This window comes from Terriglobales bacterium (assembly GCA_035567895.1).
Classification (GTDB): domain Bacteria; phylum Acidobacteriota; class Terriglobia; order Terriglobales; family Acidobacteriaceae; genus Gp1-AA112.
Genome location: DATMPC010000073.1, coordinates 1 through 16,268 on the forward strand (window position 1 = coordinate 1; position 16,268 = coordinate 16,268).

A 16,268-nucleotide genomic window follows, 5' to 3' on the forward strand; every position below is an offset into this window, starting at 1 on the left:
TGCGATTCTGGAAAATGGCACGAAGCACCAAGTCATTAAATGGAGCCTTTTTCCAGTCCAGAGGCAAAAAACCGAGCGTTGCAAGCACTCGTCGGTATTCGAAGTACCTGTAAGCCTGAAACAATAGGACTATGGATATATAGACGAATAACATCGCGAAGATGGCGAATGCTGCTGCGGTACCCCTGCTGGCTCTTTCACTCCAAGCTTGAACCATGCAGATTGTCGCCAAAAGCACGCACACGATAACAATCACAGTGGCGTAAACGGTAGAAAACGCATTCTTTAGTTTGGAAGACATCGTGGCGAAGTATATCGTTCGCTGGGATAGGTGTTGAGATCAGGCGATAGCGCTCATTGATGTTTTGAGTGCAATGGCGATTTGACGCCAACTCCGACGCTACAATTGGCCTGTGATTGATGTTGATTCACCTGGCTTCAAGCGCTCTCTGGCGGAGGCGATTTCGTGGTGCGCTACTCTTCCACTCACAACTCACATAGATGAGCCTGCAGTCATTCGCTATCGTCGTGCTTTAGTTGAAAAGTCTCATCGACTCTTTCGGCGGGGGTACGAGAGACTGCGATACAACTGGCAAGAGCTTACGCAGAGTGATGAATGGCATCAGTCGAGAGCCATGCTGCAAGAAGCAGATCCGCTTTCACTTTCGACCCTTGATGCCCAACTTAGAAGCGCAGCTTTGAAACCTAGCTTTGCTATGGATGAATTTGCTAATGATGAAAGCTGGGCAGACGCTGTAGCCGAGGTAGTTGCAAAACGTTCTCAATTGCTCGACGCGGTGTTTCCAGAGGATGAAGCTAGTGCTCAAGACCAAGGGCGTCTGCTGGTATTTGTTCCCGGTGAAACGTTGATGGATGGCGGGGCAAAATACAGCTCAAACGGATTCTTTGATGTGAACAATGTGCCTCCCTGGGATACTTGGGTCTCCTTCTCTGACCGAACTCTAGTGAGTTGGGTGCCATCTGTGCTGGTGGAAACAGCTCAGCGGGGCATTGACGTCAATCCCGAAGCTTGCATCAGTTGGATCGACTGAGTCCCCCTCAGTTCCTGATAACAGGCGTTTACACGTTTTGACCGCTCGGGTTGATTGTGTAATGGCGATGTTACGCCCACTGTCCTTCCTCTGAACGTGCTTGACATGGGATCGCAGTACCAGACGTTTCAAAAACTTACGAATTGACCCGCAATTTACCTCTTGTGTATGGCCGCCCAAACGGAATGGTCGTGTATTGATGGACATGTCAAGAATCGTAACTAGCCTGCTAGTCGCAGCCGTGAGCTGCGGCCTTTCTTTCGCGCAAGCTCGGTCGGACGTAAGAGTCCTTGTGCTCAACTACAGAACGGACGTAAGAGTCCTTGTGCTCAACTACAGAACCGGACACCCGGTGAAGGGATGGGAAGTCGGGCTACATACAGGCACCGGTTGGGTGGTCGGCAGAACCGCGAAAACCGGCGAAGCAGTGTTCCGTATCTTCGACCCCGTACCGCAAACCCTGAGCATTGATCCTGAGGCAGGCGGGTGGTCTGCATGGTCCTGCACACAGGAATATTCATTTCAAACCTCGGAGGTATTGCAGACTGGGATAGCGGGAAAAGTTTTCAATCATCCTTTCTGCCGGACGCACATATCGTCAACCGCAGCACACGCAGGGGAAATCGTTATCTATGTGCGCCGTCTGAATCCATGGCTCACATTCCGCCGCGTTCTTTGGGAAACCTTCTACGGCTGAAGTCACCTGCTGAAATCAAGGCGTTATCACTCATTGACCCCGGCCTTGAATCGCTCATACACCTCCCATCCGGGATCGTATGCCGAATGAATCTCGATCGGGAATGCTGGCATTCCTGCAAATGCGTAATTGAGTCGGCTCATGAATTCATTTTCAGATTTTGCGTAATAAGTCCATTCTCGCAAGCCTTCACCGGTAGATACCAGTGTTAGCGTGGCAAAACCATCTTCGTTGAGAATCGACTCCAGAGCGTCTTCCAACAGGTTCATCCGTTGGTGGTCTTCGTCCATTGGTTGGCCGTTCTCGGATGGGTATTTCCACACGATGATGAATCGAAGGGGCTGACAGGCTCGGTCAAAAGACGCTCGCAATTCCTTGGCATAGCGGAAGATGATCTTTCTACCATTGTGCTCGTTGGTTGATATTGCCGTCGCCCAAACTTGGACGCCCGAATCGATTGCCATTTTTAGTTAGGGCCTTCAACTCATTCCAAAATGTCTCTGACGACGTGCGATCTAAGTGAGCAATGGAATTGTCGCGCGCACCGAACAGCAAGACACGTGGACTCTATCGCCACTTATCGCCGGAAGACTCTCGCATGTACTCCGGCACTGCCTCGAATCCACTACTAATCAGCCCTGAGCACAATGTGGTTAAACGCGAGTGATCGTTGCTGTAGAAAGTAGTGAATTCGTCGTGATCTGCGTAAATGGCAAATAGTTCCGGACTGGGAACGAACAAGAAGTCTATCCAATCCGATAAGGCCGCCACCAGTAGTTGAGAAATTTCTTTCTGTCCCTCTGCGGTAACGACGAACTCGTACCAGTCATCGGCCTGATCAGAACCACTTCCCAGCGCACGGATGAGGGTCTTAGGCTCGAATACTACTTCATCTGTGCTCAAGACAGCCTTTTCCAACTCGAATGGCGCGAGAAAAGTCGATACGAACCGTTCCAAGTCCTTAAGCGGAGTCTTGAAGGTTTTCTGGAACGCCGCTGGTACGGCACGGAACCGTTGTATCTCTTCTGTGCGCCTGTCGATGCGCGTGAGCATCCATCTACTCCAAACGCATGATACGCGCCAAGTTCTTTGTTGGCGTTAACAGGCCATTACGCTCATAACGCGGACCAGCTCGATTTACAGGTCACGGCCAACCCGGAAGCTATCCAGAAACGGGCTTGTAGGAAGTGCGTACCACTGCACCTTGAAAACGCAAGCCCCCTCCAACGGCAACGAGGTTTACACGCTGATTAAGCACAGCGGTGAAACCATCTTCAAAGAATTGGCATTTTGGGAAGGCGGGTTTCGCTACCGCCAAGTGGCAGAGATCCTCAAGAAAAAGTACGGCTCTCGTCTTACAGATCTAATTCCCACATTGGGAGGGTGGCTATACCTCGGCGGGGACAGTTTCGTAGCTCGTGGGACGCAGAAACAGCCAGAAAAGACCTATTCGGCAAAACAGGCGATCGGGCCTGACCACCTGCCGCAGATTTCTACGCGATTTCCAATTAAGTTCCAAGCAGCGGCAGATAAAGCGATATCTTGTCTTCTAGGTCGTCTCTCGCGCGCGCGCCATGTACGCAAAACGAACTCACGCTGGACTATCGCCGCGTGCTCTCTGGCACACTCTGGGCGAAACGCCCCTCCGAGTATCTACTTTGTTACTGGAAACGAAACAAAAATTGATGATAAGCTGTCGTGTACTCTAAACCGAAGCTTGTGAGTACTTCGGCAGAGAGTTCCGAAGTGCTTCGTAGTGCCGCTTTGGTAGTCGCAGTACCCCTGGCAGTACCCCTGTGGAAGCTCCGTAGTACGCGTGTAGTTCAAGTAAAAAACCTGGAGCGCTACAGATATGTTCGACGACGACCCCTTTACGGCAAATTCCGATTCGACAGTTGAGAACGTTCTTTCTCATAGCGACACTCGCGAGCTCAGCGGCGACAGCTCCCAAACACAAACGGATAGGCGGCGCACTTGCGCAGGCCTCACCCGTACTGGTGCGCCTTGCCGCGCGCGAGTTTCAGAAGGCGACTTCTGCAGCCTGCACGCCAATCCAGAACGTGCTGCCGATTTGGGTCGGCGCAGCGGAGCAGCTCGGCGCCGCAGCTCAATTGTTGAGCGCACGCTAAGGGACTTTCCTCCGCCCGAAACAATCGCAGAAATCAAAGGTATCCTCGCGCAAGTGCTAGTCGATCTTTGCGCGGGCAGAATCGACGGGAAAGACGCTTACGCGGTTGCATATATTGCGAATGTCTTGATGAAGACAGAGCAACTGCTGATTGGGGAAATTCCCTAGTCTCGACGTTGCAGAGCTCGAAATTCGGAAACGGAGCTACATCGTGTAACGGTGAGGCACTGGAGCATGACAAAGAACCTGGATATTAGAAAGCGATGATGCGAGATCCAACCGGCAACGCAAGAAACTGGACTGCGCTAGCGCAGTCCAGAGCTCCGTAAATTGGCGTTCATACCGTTCGAACGGTGGTGGGCGCGGAACGACATTGAACGGTAGTAGCGGCCGATCAAATTTGGCAGTGGTAGCTGACTTGGGACATACGCCATGAACGATCCTCAATTTCGGTACTCGCGAAGTGCAAAAATGCAACGCTCGAAGACTTGCGGGAAGCGTCATACGCCAACCGCAGAGCGCAAATACGTGAAAGCACCGTGCAGCAAAATGCGGTTGCCGTATCTCCTTTGCGGTTCATTCAGATTAATTTGATTTAGGAGAGCTTGAGTGGCAAACAAGACTTCGTCGCGGCCGAAAGCAGCTCAGAAATCACCAGGAGTCCACTCAACATCCGTCAGCAAATGGAACGCTTTGGAACACGGCATCTTGTTAAAGGCTGTCGTCCTCCAAAATGATGCAACTGGTGAAAAACAAGAAGACCTACATTTGGTTCTCGAAGAACTCAGGAATTCGCTGCAGCCGGTTGGAATCTTAGAGGAAATCCAGGTCGAGTTCATGGCAACCATATACTGGCGCCTCGGGAGGGCGCTCAAGAGTGAAGCTGGACTCTTGGACTATCATTCCGGACTTCGCACGTTAATCGAGGGTCTGGAGCGACTCGAAGAACGAGACGCAAATCGTCACGCAATGTCCATTGCAATGACCAAGGCCGCTGGAAGCGTCCATAACCGTGTTCTTGACGATAGTTGGGATTCTGCAAAGATCGAAACAAATGCGCTCAAGGGTCGCCAGAGCTCCCGCAATAGCTCTCTCGGATTGCAAGACTTAATAAATGCCTTGGATGGATTCATAAGCACCGTCAATGAGAAAGGACTTTTAGACGAAGGTGAGGTCGGGCTGTTGAGCGCACAATTTGGTTCCGAAGACCAATTCGTCGCACGAGCTTGTGGTGTAGTGGCAGAAGTAACGGAGACCAAGTGTGGCACGGGACTCGAAGGTACTGGAACAGAAGCCGCGAAGGAAAGCTTGCTCGCCGCTCTGATGGGCTTGCGTCAATCCTTAAGCGCGCGCTTAGATGCTGTACTGATGCTTGAAAAATCGAAGGTCGACGCTCTAAAACGTGCAAGCTTAGTGCCCGACGAAGGCGCCATGGATCGAATTCTTCGAAATCAAACAACGTTGCAAAGAGAGTTTTACTGCGCGCAACAAAAGCTCGAGCGTCTGCAGCGCATACGGAAACTACGAAGAAGTCCTTCCTCGAACAAGAACGCATAGGTGGATACCAAGGAAGTTGAGAAGTATTACGAGATGTCCGAAATAAAAAGTCAGCGCCAATACAACACGTGCAGTCCATATCCCCGGACACCTTGAGTAAGCGACATGGGTAACGCCACTAAGACGATTAGCAAAGCTCAGGAGCCCGCAGGACGCATATGGCGGGTTCAAGTACCGCTGGCAAAATGGCCTCGATCTGCAAGTCATGATGCAGTACGAGCGCTGGGTCGCCCCGCTCCTGGCCTCCGGCCCCCAAACCAATTTCACAACGCAAGTGCAGGTTTCGTTTTGGCCCAAGGACTGGAAATTGCAAAAGCACTAAGTCCAATCTATCGCAGGGGCAGCGTACTTCGAGTGCCCATTGTTGACGCGTCGTCGGCAACACTGAAACTATCCAGAAACGGGCTTGTAGGATGTGTGTGCCACTGCATCGTCCCAGAACCCGACTTCTGGCCCGGGGAGTTGTTCAAAGTCAGGTTGTTTCGGAACAGGAATTTTTTGAAGCGGCCTTACTCTAGGTTCTGCGCGGGTTACTCCACAAGCGCGCTCGCCGTGACTATGGCCGCCGCCATTGCGAGCTTGTGATCCTTGTCCCAGGGCGGCCCGACCGCCCTCCTCACCTGGAGGAAGTGAGCGTCGAGGTTCTCTACACGCAACGCGTGGCTCGCCGCACCCAACACGCTCTTCGCGTCGTACCAGCGGACGGGCCAACCCCGTGCCTCGGCTGCAGAGGCCAGGGCCTTGCGGTACATCACCCAGTCGGCGACGTTCTGCGCACGGTAGTCCTTGATTCGCTCGGCAATCGTGGGTGGAAGCTGTGGGCACTTGCGAAGGGCGAGACCAAGGACACGCGGCACCGCCATCGTGACTGCGTCCAAGGCAAGCACCGCATGCCTCTGTGCCGACACGCGCACGCGCTCGACTAACTCCACGGCCTCGTCGAGCGGGAGCCCTTGGCCTTCGTGGTGGTGCGGAAGCTTCGGCAGGCCCGCGTCCAAGAGTTTTATTCGGCGGCGGTCGAGGAGCGTTCCATCACTCGCAACCGTCACCAGCACCGCCCATCCGCCGTGATCTGATACCCCGATGATGCCGCCGTTCTTCGACATGATGCCTCTTTACTCGGAACGGACAATCCGTCTTAAGTTCTCTAGCGACGATTGGCGGCAGTCAGGGAGAGCACAGCGTACGAAGTGGCTGCGTCGTTCATAAAGAGCGCGGTCTCTGGACTGATATGGTTCTCTTTGTTCTTGTTCAGAGAGTAGGCCGCCCAGGAACCCTCCGTCTTGTCCTGATTCGCAGTGAGCCAGGTAAGCCCCCGCTGCAGTTTGGCGTTTTCGGGCGAAATCCTGGCCTGCTGAAGAACAAAGGTGATCAGCCCCGTCGCATAACCGTCGCTCGTCGTTTCCTGAGACGTTCCATCCGCGCGTTTCCAGTCGCCAGACAGAGAAGACAGGCTCCAGCCACCGTCAGCCTGCTGCTTTTCCAGAAGCTCGGCAATGATGGCCTTCTGCCGAACTGGTTCGAGCAGTCCCGGCAGCTTCACAGCGGCCCACAAGAGAAGGACGCGATTAATAGTGGTCTGCACGGCAAATTCGCGGTTGAGGTATTCCCGCAACAGCTTGAGGCTGGTTTGGACTTCGGGCGTTGCGCGATAGTTTCCTGGTGCGATACCAATGGCGACGGCGGCCAGCGTGGCTCCGAAGTAGTCCGAATCGTCCGCTTCCCACGGCTCGTTCTTAAAGCGCAGCCAGAGCCATGCGCCTTTCTGATTGCCGGCAATTTGCTGTTCGGCCCACATGTTCTCAAACGCCGTATGCGCGTCGTTGCTGAGTTGGCCGCTTTGCGCATCACGGCTCGAAAGAATCAGCGCGTTGAGAACGGATTCCGTTCCGCGCGACTCGACGGACTTGTACGGCCCGCGGTCCGCATCCTTGTAGAACGGTTCAACTTCCTTCCAGAGGCGCACGCGCTTCGTGACGCTGTCCAGCAGCCGTCGCTCGTTCGGAGATGGGGCTTGCTCGGCAAGGGCTGTTCGAAGAGCGGAACGCGAAAGAGCATAAGGAACAGCGGTGTGGCACGACACGCAGAAAGTTTCATGGTCCCGCTGGGCTCTGGGCCATTCCATCCACCACGATTGCCGCTGGTCCAAGTAAGCGGCCGCAGCCTTCGGATCCCAAGAGTTCGCGATTTTTGTTTCCGGCTTATCGCGGTGAGCCACCACGCCTTCAGAACTGTTGGCTCCGGCAGCCGTCGCTCCCGTGCGCCAACCAGCAACGAAGATTCCCACCACTAGGCAAGCCACCAAACCGCCCGTCAGTCGCATGGCGCTCTTCATGTCTCAGGAGCAACCATCTTTGGTTAGTTTGTCCAGGCTGTCTGGATTCTGTTTCTCGAGTCTGTTTAATCGCATTTGGAAGTCGGCCATTCTTATGTGCGCGCGATTATAGCCTCAAACAAATGGCGCCCCAACGATCCAGGATGGATTGTCGGCAATCCGGAAATTGTCCGTCGCGCCGATTCGTAAGCTTTGAGTTGCTCGCCCAGGGGTGGAACGTCGGTTATGAATATTCCCAGCGTCGCGCGAGTCTGCGGGCGATTAAGAAAAAGAGCACGCCCACAATCAGTAGAACCAGGACCTGCGGCCACAGGTGTGTGACAGGTTCATCGCGCCAAAAAACCTTCGTGAAGCCGTCAATCGCCCAGGCATTGATGGTCAGCAGCCCCGCTTTCTGCATTGCTTCGGGCATGAGAAAGCGCGGGAACATGCTCCCGCCCACGGAAGACATGATCAGGATTACTAACGTCGACAGCGGACCGAGCTGCGCGCGAGTTCGGCACGTACTTGCCAACAGCATCCCAAACGCTGCCACGGAGAAAGCTGTCGAAAGTCCCATGATGAAAAAGCCGGCCAAGTGGGGAATGAAATCCAGCTTAAAAACCAACCAGGCCCAAACGAACATGAGTATCAGTTGTGAGAATGCCAACAGCGAACAATAGCAAAGCTTGCCTGCCAACAGCGTCCCCATAGTGACTTGTGAACTGAGCACGCGGTCGAGCGTGCCGCTCTCCGCCTCGTCCAGCAAAGAACCGCCGGCGCTGCTCGCGGTAAAAAGAAGGAACATGACTCCGATGGCCGCCGCGTAGAAGGACACCATCGGATTATTTTTGTTTTCGCCCACGACGTCGCGCGCGGTAACCGAAATCGGCATTCCGCTATTGGAATCCCGGGGTGTCTGCGCGCTGCTATTCCCGCCGCTGTCCCGCTTCCGGAGTTCTTCCAGGCCCTGATCGAGTCGCTTCCGCTGTTCCGGGGTAAGTCCGCCGGCGTACGTCTCCATATACTTCGATCCCTGCGCTGCCATTACGTCGGGCATTGCCGTCATCGCCACCTTTTGCAGCAAGCCGGTAATCATCTGCGGCGCAACCATGTCACTGCTGTCCTTGAGCAGCTGGATCGTGGAACGCTCTGAGCCGCCACCGAACGCAATAGGATTTTCTCCGAAACCCCGCGGAATGATAAGCGCCACCGGCGCAGCACCGGCTTTGACCGCAGCCTCCGCCGTCGCTGCTGTGTATTCAGGCTGATCAATGCCCCGCTTTGACGCCGGCCTGGTCTTTACCGACAGAGATTCCGCGCTGAGACCTTTCACCAGTTGTTGCGATGCCCGGCTATGGTCTTCGTCGACCACGATCACGCTGATCTTTGGGGTAGTGTCTCTTCGTCCGCCGAAGATCACGGCAAAGATGGTGAAGAACGCTACCGGCAGTATGAAGCTCAGAGCAAGTGCTCCGCGGTCGCGCCGCAGCGCAGTTAAGGCAGTGCGAACGATGGCGAAGATCAATCGCGCAACTCCCTTCCGGTCCAATGCAGAAACACCGATTCCAGGTTGGGCTTGCGCAGGGAGACATCGACGAGTTCGTGGCCGGCATTCGCGGCGGCCTCGAGTAATCCAGCGATTTCCGCCGCACGCTCAATGGTGAACCGTGCCATGCCGTCGTCGAAGAGTCCACCGCGTTCTCTCACCCAGGCAAGGACGCTCTCGTCGGAATTCCCGAATCGGGCAATTACCTCGCTGCGGGATGCAAAAGCGTTGCGCACCAACTCTTCCTTCGTTCCCAGAGCAATGATGCGCCCATGATCAATGATGGCGATTCGATCGCACAGCCGTTCCGCCTCTTCCATGTAGTGTGTCGTGTAGATCATCGAGATTCCCTGCTCACGCAGCTTCTCGATCATCTCAAAGATCCGATTGCGCGACTGCGGATCAACGCCGACGGTCGGCTCGTCCATCAGAATCACCTTGGGACGGTGGATGAGTCCGGCTGCCATGTTCAGCCGTCGTTTCATTCCTCCGGAGAAGCTCGCAACAGTGTCATCTGCTCGGTCGGCGAGGCCTGCCCACTCCAGGCACCACGCCACCGCAGTGATGAGAGCAGCGCGGCCCAAGCCGTGATATCGGCCGAACGCTTCTAGGTTTTCCCGGCAGGTTAACCGGGGATAAAGTGCCAGATCTTGTGGAACCCAGCCCATCGCCATGCGTGCACTAGCCGAATCCGCGGGAGCGCCGAAGATTAATACCTTGCCCGCATCCGGGATCACGCGACCCACGATGCTCCGAATCAGCGTGCTTTTGCCGGCTCCGTTCGGACCGAGCAATCCCAAACACTCCCCGCCGTGCAACTCAAGGGTAATCCCGTCGACCGCGCTCAATTCTCCAAAGCGTTTAGCAAGTGCTTCAATGCGCAGAGGCAACACTGAAATAGGAGCGGGAACGATCGGTGCCGACGCCATTTTCCCCTCGTGGAGTTGCTCTCGCGATTTACGTACGCGTCGCCATTGTAGCGGGTGGAAACTTGGTTTTGCTGAGGGCAGAATTTGGTTAGTTGTCGGTGACGGCAAGAATAATTTGCCGCCAAAGCGCAGTTGACCTGGTATCGACAACCTTCGGATGGCAACGAATCCCCGAACCTCCCGGGGATTGCCGGGGATTAATCCCCGAGAGCGCCGGGGATCCCGCGGGGATAATCCCCGAAACCGCCGGGGAGTTCTTGGGGATTTTCTGACTTTCTGCCTCCGCCGCCAAGGCAAAACCGCGGGGCTGCTCGGCGGGCGGGCGCGACAGTTCGCCTGCTGTTCCGTTTCGAGAATCCCACATTGGTACAGACCTGTGATTCATGGCACTCCCATGATGGCACGCGCAGCGCGCTCCAGACGAGCTTCGTCCGTTGCTCGCCAAATTTCTTCGGGCAGATGCATCAACAACTTGCAAGCCAAAGAAAAAAAAATATTTGAGCAATCCGTTGCTCTACAAAATTTTCACCAGCCGGGCGTGGAAGAGTGTGCTGGAAAGAACCTCCGGATGCATTCGATCTCCGGCTGTTCGGCAGGGCAATATCATCCGCAGTTTTGGAGATTGATCAGTTGATGGTGAACGTCCCGCCTGTCCCCTAGAATTCCCTGGCAAGGGTCGCCTTTTAAGGGGGCGTCAGGCTTTCCCTTTCTTCCCAACATTTAATCGCCGCAAAGCCGCCTTCGGCTTGACTTTCAGCCAGCAGGAGCTTAGCTTTTGCCCCGCAACAGACCTCAGTATGTCCGGATAACCGAAATTCAACAGGAGGCGTTGTATGTTTTCCAAGGCGAGGCATAAAGTTGCCTGGGCAATCACAATCCTCGCGCTTTCTGCTTTTGCGGTAGCGCAGAACCCCAACTCAGCTCCGACCGAATTTAACGAGGCCACAATTCAGCAGCTCGAGGGGATGATGGCGAACGGTAACCTCACCTCCCAGCAACTGGTTCAGTTCTATCTCCACCGGATCTTCGCGCTCGATCAAAACGGCGTGAACTCAATCATCCAGCTCAACCCGAATGCTCTTGCGCAAGCGCGCGATGCCGACGCTGCCCGCCGTGCCGGCAGCCACTTGCCGCTTTTGGGAATCCCTGTGCTTTTGAAAGACAACATTGACACCAGTCCTGTTTACGGAATGGCTACTACTGCCGGTTCGCTCGCACTGTGCTTTCAAGCTCAATGCGCGTCGGCGCCGTTTAACTCCACGCTGGCGCAAAATCTGGTGAATGCCGGCGCGATCATTCTTGGCAAGACAAACCTTTCTGAGTGGGCGAACTTCCGCTCCACCTTTTCAAGCAGCGGATGGTCGGGACGCGGAGGGCTCACTCACAATCCCTATTCGCTTGATCGCAACGCCTGCGGATCGAGCTCCGGCTCAGGAGCCGCTGCTTCTGCGAACTTCGCCACCGTGTCGTTTGGCAGCGAGACGGATGGCAGCATCGTGTGCCCTGCCAGCATCAACGGGGTAGTCGGCATCAAACCGACGATTGGCCTCGTAAGCCGCAGTCGCGTGGTTCCGATTTCCCACAATCAGGACACCGTTGGCCCGCACGCGCGTACCGTCGCCGATGCAGCTATGGCGCTGAATGCACTGATCAGCCGCACGGCCGATCCCGGCGATCCCTACACGGCTGGCGTGCCTCTGGGCTGGGAAGCATGTGCCAATGCTTCCGGAGTAGCTTGCGACCCAGGCCATCCGCTGCCGGGCAAGAGCCGACCGGACCTGCGTAGCATCGATTACACGAAGTCCCTCGATCCCAAGGGGCTTTCGGATATTCACCCCGGCGGCGCACGCCTGGGAATGACGCGCTCCGGCGTCGACTCTGCCCCTCCTCAAGTCCAGGCCGGGTTTTTCGATGCGGTGAATGCGATCGGCGCGGCCGGCGCGCAAATCCTCGATCTCGACGATGGAGGGTGCGTTGACGACACAGGCGCCGCGCTGACGAATTGCACCAACGTATCGCCGGCCGTCAACCCGTTCGCCAACAATGCAGGCGCCGGAGAGTTCTTCGTTTTGCTCTACGACCTCAAGAACGACCTGGCCGCCTACCTTGCTCCGCGTTCCGGCGTGCCGATCGGCGGAGGCACGCTGCAGGACGCAATCAACTTCGACAATGCTCATGCAAACCTGGAAATGCCGTACTTCGGCCAGGAAATCTTCCTGGCGGCCCAGGCTCTCAACACTGCCGCCCCGAACCTTTGCCAGCCGGCCCTCTTTACCCCCACGACTCCTGACTGCACGGCAACAGGCGGGACCACCTACAACGACGCTCTGAAGCTGGACCAACAATTGGGCGTCAACATTGACGCGGCATTGAGCACGCATCACCTCGACGCACTCCTCGCGCCAACCGACAGCCCAGCCTGGACGACAGACCTTGTGCTTACCGACCACTTCCTGTTTGCCAGCTCTGGATTTGCTGGGGCGCCAGGATATCCAATCATCAACGTACCGGCGGCGAAGGTACTTGGACTGAGTGCGCCAGGCCCGAACGATCCGGGGCTGCCGATGGGCATCAGCTTCATCGGAACCGCCTTCAGTGAGCGGACGCTGATCACCTTGGCTTCCGGGTTCGAAGCCGTCACGCATGCGCGCTTCCAGCCAACTTTCGTCGGCGATGCGACCACGGCAAATACTGCCGGCACGACGCTTGCACGCCCATCGAAGGCCGTGCCCAAGATTCCACCGCATCACATGTAGCCTTGATTTTTGCTAATGGCGGCGGGAGCGCTTCGAGCGCTTCCGCCGCTTTTCTGTTTTGGGCTCGGCGCCGGGCGCCGCTGGGTCAGTCGGAAGGTAGCGATTTACTTCACGTAGCCAATTCTGGGAATTTAAGAAGGCAACCAGCGAACGTCCGGACATCGTTGTCTAGCTTCCTCAACGGAATCGGGCACATCAGCTGCGGAGCTCTCACTGAGCGCTTCGGAAATATTTCGACACAGTCTGCAGGAACGGCTTTGAAGCGGGGGGCGCTGGTACCTTTCCATGCAGGATCTGTTCGTAGCTGTGCCCTGCGCCGTAGAGTTTCGTTGTGTCGTCCGTGTTTTGGCTGATGGAAGCTCCGTTTAGATCGATACCGGCAAAGAGCCCCTTGGCGCGAGACCACGTAAGCAGTTCGGCTTTCAAGGTTACATCCGTCGAGGCCTGGGCATCGCGCCCTACGGGGCCAGCTGCGGCTGAAGCGTCTCCACCGATCTTGAACTTGCTATGAAGCAGAGCCTGGAAGCCCCTGTCATTTACAGCGACTAGCACCACATCCGTGGCCTGGCCGCCGAGCTGCAGGCCAAAAGATCCTCCTCCCAGACGAATGAAAACCGGTCCACTCCAACCGTGTCCGGTGCGGCAGGTCACGACACCCTGGCCATATTCCCCGCCGACAATGAAAGCGCCCTTCTTCACTCCGGGTATTACGCCGATGCAGACTGCCTTCTTGGTAATACTGTCCGGGATCGCTTTGTCAGGCGTGGCCATAATCTCCTGAATCACGGTACGCGATTCATTGATCCGTGAATCCAGCTTTTCGACATTGCTGGCGCAAAACGCTCGTGCGCTCATGCCGGCAACACAGGCGAAAACAAGCAGTTTCTTCATAGGATCCTCCTACTTTGAGATTCAGTTCCCAAGCTTGCAATCCCGCCGAACATCTTACTATTCGTTGCACTCTTGTGGATTTAGGCCGCTCGCCCGAAAAGATCTCCAGTCATCGCGCTTTCACCGCCTGTGCCGTTTCATCTTTGGGAAAGTGAAGAGCTCGACGAGCGCCCTCACGCGCTCTTTCTGACGGCTGCGCGGAAATCGCTTGGTTCTTATCAGCTCGGCGATACCATGGAGGCTCGCCCAAAACAGTTCCGATATAACCTCTGACTTCGAGCTCTGCCCCTGAAACAACTCCAGGAGTTGGGAAAACGCGAAACGCAGCTCCGGAGGAGTAGCCGCGTCATCGAATGGCACGCTTAGGCTGAGGGAAAACATCACCTCATAGAGTGCAGGCGAGGATATGGCGAATTCCAGATATGCGGCCGCGACCGATTTGACCGTATCGCCACGCTGAGCCCGTTTCCGTGCCTTCTCCAAAGCCAGGCCCATCTCCTGGAAACCCTCGATAGCAACCGCGGCGAGAATCCCCTCGCGGCTGCCAAAATGAGCGTACAAAACGGGTTGGCTGTATGAAATTTCGTCGGATAGCCGCCGAACGGTTACGTTCGACCACCCTTCAAGCTCCGCGATCCGTCGGGCGGCACTGATAATCTGTGCCCGGCGGGCCTGCCTGTCCCGCAGTTTTCGTTCCGCAATTCGGTTAGCTGCCAGCGTCGTTCCCATTGATAGGAATTATAGCGCTGCTAGGATCAACGGCGGATGGTGAAACTTTTCCGAATGCTTCTCATCTAATATAGCGTTGCTAGATTTTCTACCATGGAGATTATTATATGCATGACGCGATTCCGCTCATCCTTGCGGCTCTCATAGCTGTGGGGATCATGATTATCGGTTGTTTCTACCTTGCGTCTCCTGAACGAGCCTTACAATCATTTGGTCTAAAGCCGCCTGCATCCGATGCTGACACTCTTGCCTGGCTACGTCTTAAAGGAATTCGGGACGTCGCATCTGGATTGGTCGTGCTGACCATGATGCTGACCACAGACAGGCGGTTAGTAGGCATAGCTCTACTCGTTTTCGCCATCATCCCTTTTGGCGACATGTCCATTGTTCTGGGGTCGGGCGGGTCGAAGTCGCGAGCATTCTCCGTTCATGGCGTAGCCTGCGCGGTGATGCTTGTCGTCGGCTTCTTGCTGATCCATGCCATTTGAGAGGAATGCCTCACACCGATCTATGGCGCCTGAAGGATGGGAAGCTGGTCGAGCATTGGGACGAATTCAATCTGCTGGAAGTACTCCAGCAAATCGCCGCGGCGACGGTTAGAAAGGCGGAGGAACTATGAACCATTGGATGTGGCTGTTGTCTCTAGCTGGGATTCTAAGCACAGCAGTTGTGTTTGGCACGGACATGTTCTTTTTGACTATCGGCCGTTCCGCTCTCAGATTGGCTTCACCATCTGCCGGAACCGAAATCATGGGTTTCTTCCACATGTTCGCCGACGCGCGGATGCCGATCTGGGGCGTCTTGGCGATCTTGTCCAACCTCTTGCTGGTCGTATTAAGCAGGAGTGGGCAGCGCTGGTTCTATCTCGCATCGCTACTAATGCTGATTCTGTTCGTCATTCTCTACAATCTCTTGTCAAAACCAATTAATCGGATTCAAACCGAAGCGGCAAAAACCGGAGAAAGACTCGACAACGGTCGAGAGCTACAGGCGTCGTGGGATAGGGTGTTATTGATCCGTGTTCCGTTGCTCGTTGTGTCCCTGCTTGCCCAGTGCCTCGTGTTACTAGTCGTTTCGGCGTAAATGTGGCCGGGTGGCGCACCCTTCGCCGGCGCTGCTGCTGGGGCCACGCTTGGCCCACTCTTATCGCTGGAATCCCTTAAGTTCCAAGATCGAAAGAGGTCCCGGGCTTCCAGAGCGTCGCTGAGGAGATGTATGGCCTGTTGTGCAATCGATCGACGCTGCTGCCTCGCTCGCGCCGGAAGGCTTTTGTACAGACATCAGGGAAGTTCTTGATAGTCAAAATGCCATACGTGTTACTCCCAAACTCCTCCGCTCGCCTCACGCCCGCCTGCGTCGCGTCCTGTTTTGCGTCATGGCCGCCCGGAGCAGACTGTTGATGCGGGTCTGATAGCCGCGTCCTTGCGATTTGAGCCAGGCGATTACATCCGCGTCGAGCGGAACGGTCACCGGCTTTTTAATCGGACGATAGAACTTCCCTAGAACGGCTCCGCTCCAATCCTTCACTTCCGGGATGTCGGAAGTGTCAATCTCAGCATCGCTCATTGCCGCGAGCGCATGGATCTCCCTAAGTTGCTTTTTCTTGATTTTGGTCATACATCCTCCTTTCTCGCGGAGTGGCCTTTCGCGCCGAAATGATTCTGAT

General features: G+C 55.5%; 18 protein-coding genes. 8 read left to right on the top strand and 10 right to left on the bottom strand.

Going from position 1 to position 16,268, the window contains the following annotated elements; genetic code table 11:
- Positions 1-301 (bottom strand): hypothetical protein (locus tag VNX88_15255; GenBank protein ID HWY70027.1); only part of this gene is annotated, 301 nt, incomplete at its 3' end.
- Positions 302-635: 334 nt separating this feature from the next.
- Between VNX88_15255 and VNX88_15260 the strand changes: the two genes are divergently transcribed.
- Together VNX88_15260 and VNX88_15265 are read left to right on the top strand one after the other, a co-directional pair.
- A complete protein-coding gene (locus tag VNX88_15260; GenBank protein ID HWY70028.1) occupies positions 636-1,052 on the top strand; it encodes a hypothetical protein in 417 nt (138 codons plus the stop codon).
- A 205-nt stretch (positions 1,053-1,257) separates the two neighbouring features.
- Positions 1,258-1,749, top strand: a complete 492-nt coding sequence (locus tag VNX88_15265) for a hypothetical protein (protein HWY70029.1) — start codon at positions 1,258-1,260, stop codon at positions 1,747-1,749.
- Positions 1,750-1,775: 26 nt separating this feature from the next.
- Here the strand turns inward: VNX88_15265 and VNX88_15270 are convergent, their stop codons facing one another.
- Positions 1,776-2,213, bottom strand: coding sequence for a DUF695 domain-containing protein (locus VNX88_15270; protein ID HWY70030.1), 438 nt, complete (start codon positions 2,211-2,213; stop codon positions 1,776-1,778).
- Positions 2,214-2,316: 103 nt separating this feature from the next.
- Entirely contained in the window at positions 2,317-2,802 is a 486-nt protein-coding gene (locus VNX88_15275) for a hypothetical protein (GenBank protein HWY70031.1), read from the bottom strand.
- 799 nt (positions 2,803-3,601) lie between these two features.
- Between VNX88_15275 and VNX88_15280 the strand changes: the two genes are divergently transcribed.
- Entirely contained in the window at positions 3,602-4,045 is a 444-nt protein-coding gene (locus VNX88_15280; GenBank protein HWY70032.1) for a hypothetical protein, read from the top strand.
- Positions 4,046-4,714: 669 nt separating this feature from the next.
- Positions 4,715-5,434: a hypothetical protein gene (locus tag VNX88_15285; protein ID HWY70033.1), complete on the top strand. Its 720-nt coding sequence runs from the start codon at positions 4,715-4,717 to the stop codon at positions 5,432-5,434.
- A gap of 530 nt (positions 5,435-5,964) precedes the next feature.
- Here the strand turns inward: VNX88_15285 and VNX88_15290 are convergent.
- From VNX88_15290 to VNX88_15305, 4 genes are all read right to left on the bottom strand, one after another.
- Entirely contained in the window at positions 5,965-6,540 is a 576-nt protein-coding gene (locus VNX88_15290; GenBank protein ID HWY70034.1) for a hypothetical protein, read from the bottom strand.
- Positions 6,541-6,581: 41 nt separating this feature from the next.
- A complete protein-coding gene (locus VNX88_15295) occupies positions 6,582-7,757 on the bottom strand; it encodes a hypothetical protein (GenBank protein ID HWY70035.1) in 1,176 nt (391 codons plus the stop codon).
- A gap of 235 nt (positions 7,758-7,992) precedes the next feature.
- Complete coding sequence (locus tag VNX88_15300) at positions 7,993-9,276, bottom strand: ABC transporter permease (protein ID HWY70036.1); 1,284 nt, start codon at positions 9,274-9,276, stop codon at positions 7,993-7,995.
- On the bottom strand, positions 9,273-10,226 hold the full coding sequence (locus VNX88_15305; GenBank protein HWY70037.1) for an ABC transporter ATP-binding protein: 954 nt from the start codon (positions 10,224-10,226) through the stop codon (positions 9,273-9,275). Before VNX88_15305 ends, VNX88_15300 begins: the two co-directional genes overlap by 4 nt.
- 833 nt (positions 10,227-11,059) lie before the next feature.
- Between VNX88_15305 and VNX88_15310 the strand changes: the two genes are divergently transcribed.
- Positions 11,060-12,982: an amidase family protein gene (locus tag VNX88_15310; GenBank protein ID HWY70038.1), complete on the top strand. Its 1,923-nt coding sequence runs from the start codon at positions 11,060-11,062 to the stop codon at positions 12,980-12,982.
- A gap of 210 nt (positions 12,983-13,192) precedes the next feature.
- Here the strand turns inward: VNX88_15310 and VNX88_15315 are convergent, their stop codons facing one another.
- Positions 13,193-13,873: a lipid-binding SYLF domain-containing protein gene (locus VNX88_15315; protein HWY70039.1), complete on the bottom strand. Its 681-nt coding sequence runs from the start codon at positions 13,871-13,873 to the stop codon at positions 13,193-13,195.
- Positions 13,874-13,993: 120 nt separating this feature from the next.
- Complete coding sequence (locus VNX88_15320) at positions 13,994-14,602, bottom strand: TetR/AcrR family transcriptional regulator (protein ID HWY70040.1); 609 nt, start codon at positions 14,600-14,602, stop codon at positions 13,994-13,996.
- 107 nt (positions 14,603-14,709) lie between these two features.
- Here VNX88_15320 and VNX88_15325 point away from each other — a divergent pair, with 107 nt between their 5' ends.
- Genes VNX88_15325 through VNX88_15335 form a run of 3 tightly spaced genes read left to right on the top strand, consistent with a single transcriptional unit; the run spans position 14,710 to position 15,685 of the window.
- Positions 14,710-15,090 (top strand): DUF4267 domain-containing protein, encoded by a 381-nt coding sequence (locus tag VNX88_15325; protein ID HWY70041.1) that lies wholly within the window; start codon positions 14,710-14,712, stop codon positions 15,088-15,090.
- A 5-nt stretch (positions 15,091-15,095) separates the two neighbouring features.
- Positions 15,096-15,221 (top strand): hypothetical protein, encoded by a 126-nt coding sequence (locus VNX88_15330; protein ID HWY70042.1) that lies wholly within the window; start codon positions 15,096-15,098, stop codon positions 15,219-15,221.
- Positions 15,218-15,685 (top strand): hypothetical protein, encoded by a 468-nt coding sequence (locus tag VNX88_15335; protein ID HWY70043.1) that lies wholly within the window; start codon positions 15,218-15,220, stop codon positions 15,683-15,685. Before VNX88_15330 ends, VNX88_15335 begins: the two co-directional genes overlap by 4 nt.
- 258 nt (positions 15,686-15,943) lie before the next feature.
- Here VNX88_15335 and VNX88_15340 read toward each other — a convergent pair.
- Positions 15,944-16,268, bottom strand: a 325-nt coding sequence (locus VNX88_15340; protein ID HWY70044.1) for a BrnA antitoxin family protein, incomplete at its 5' end; no start/stop codon positions are given.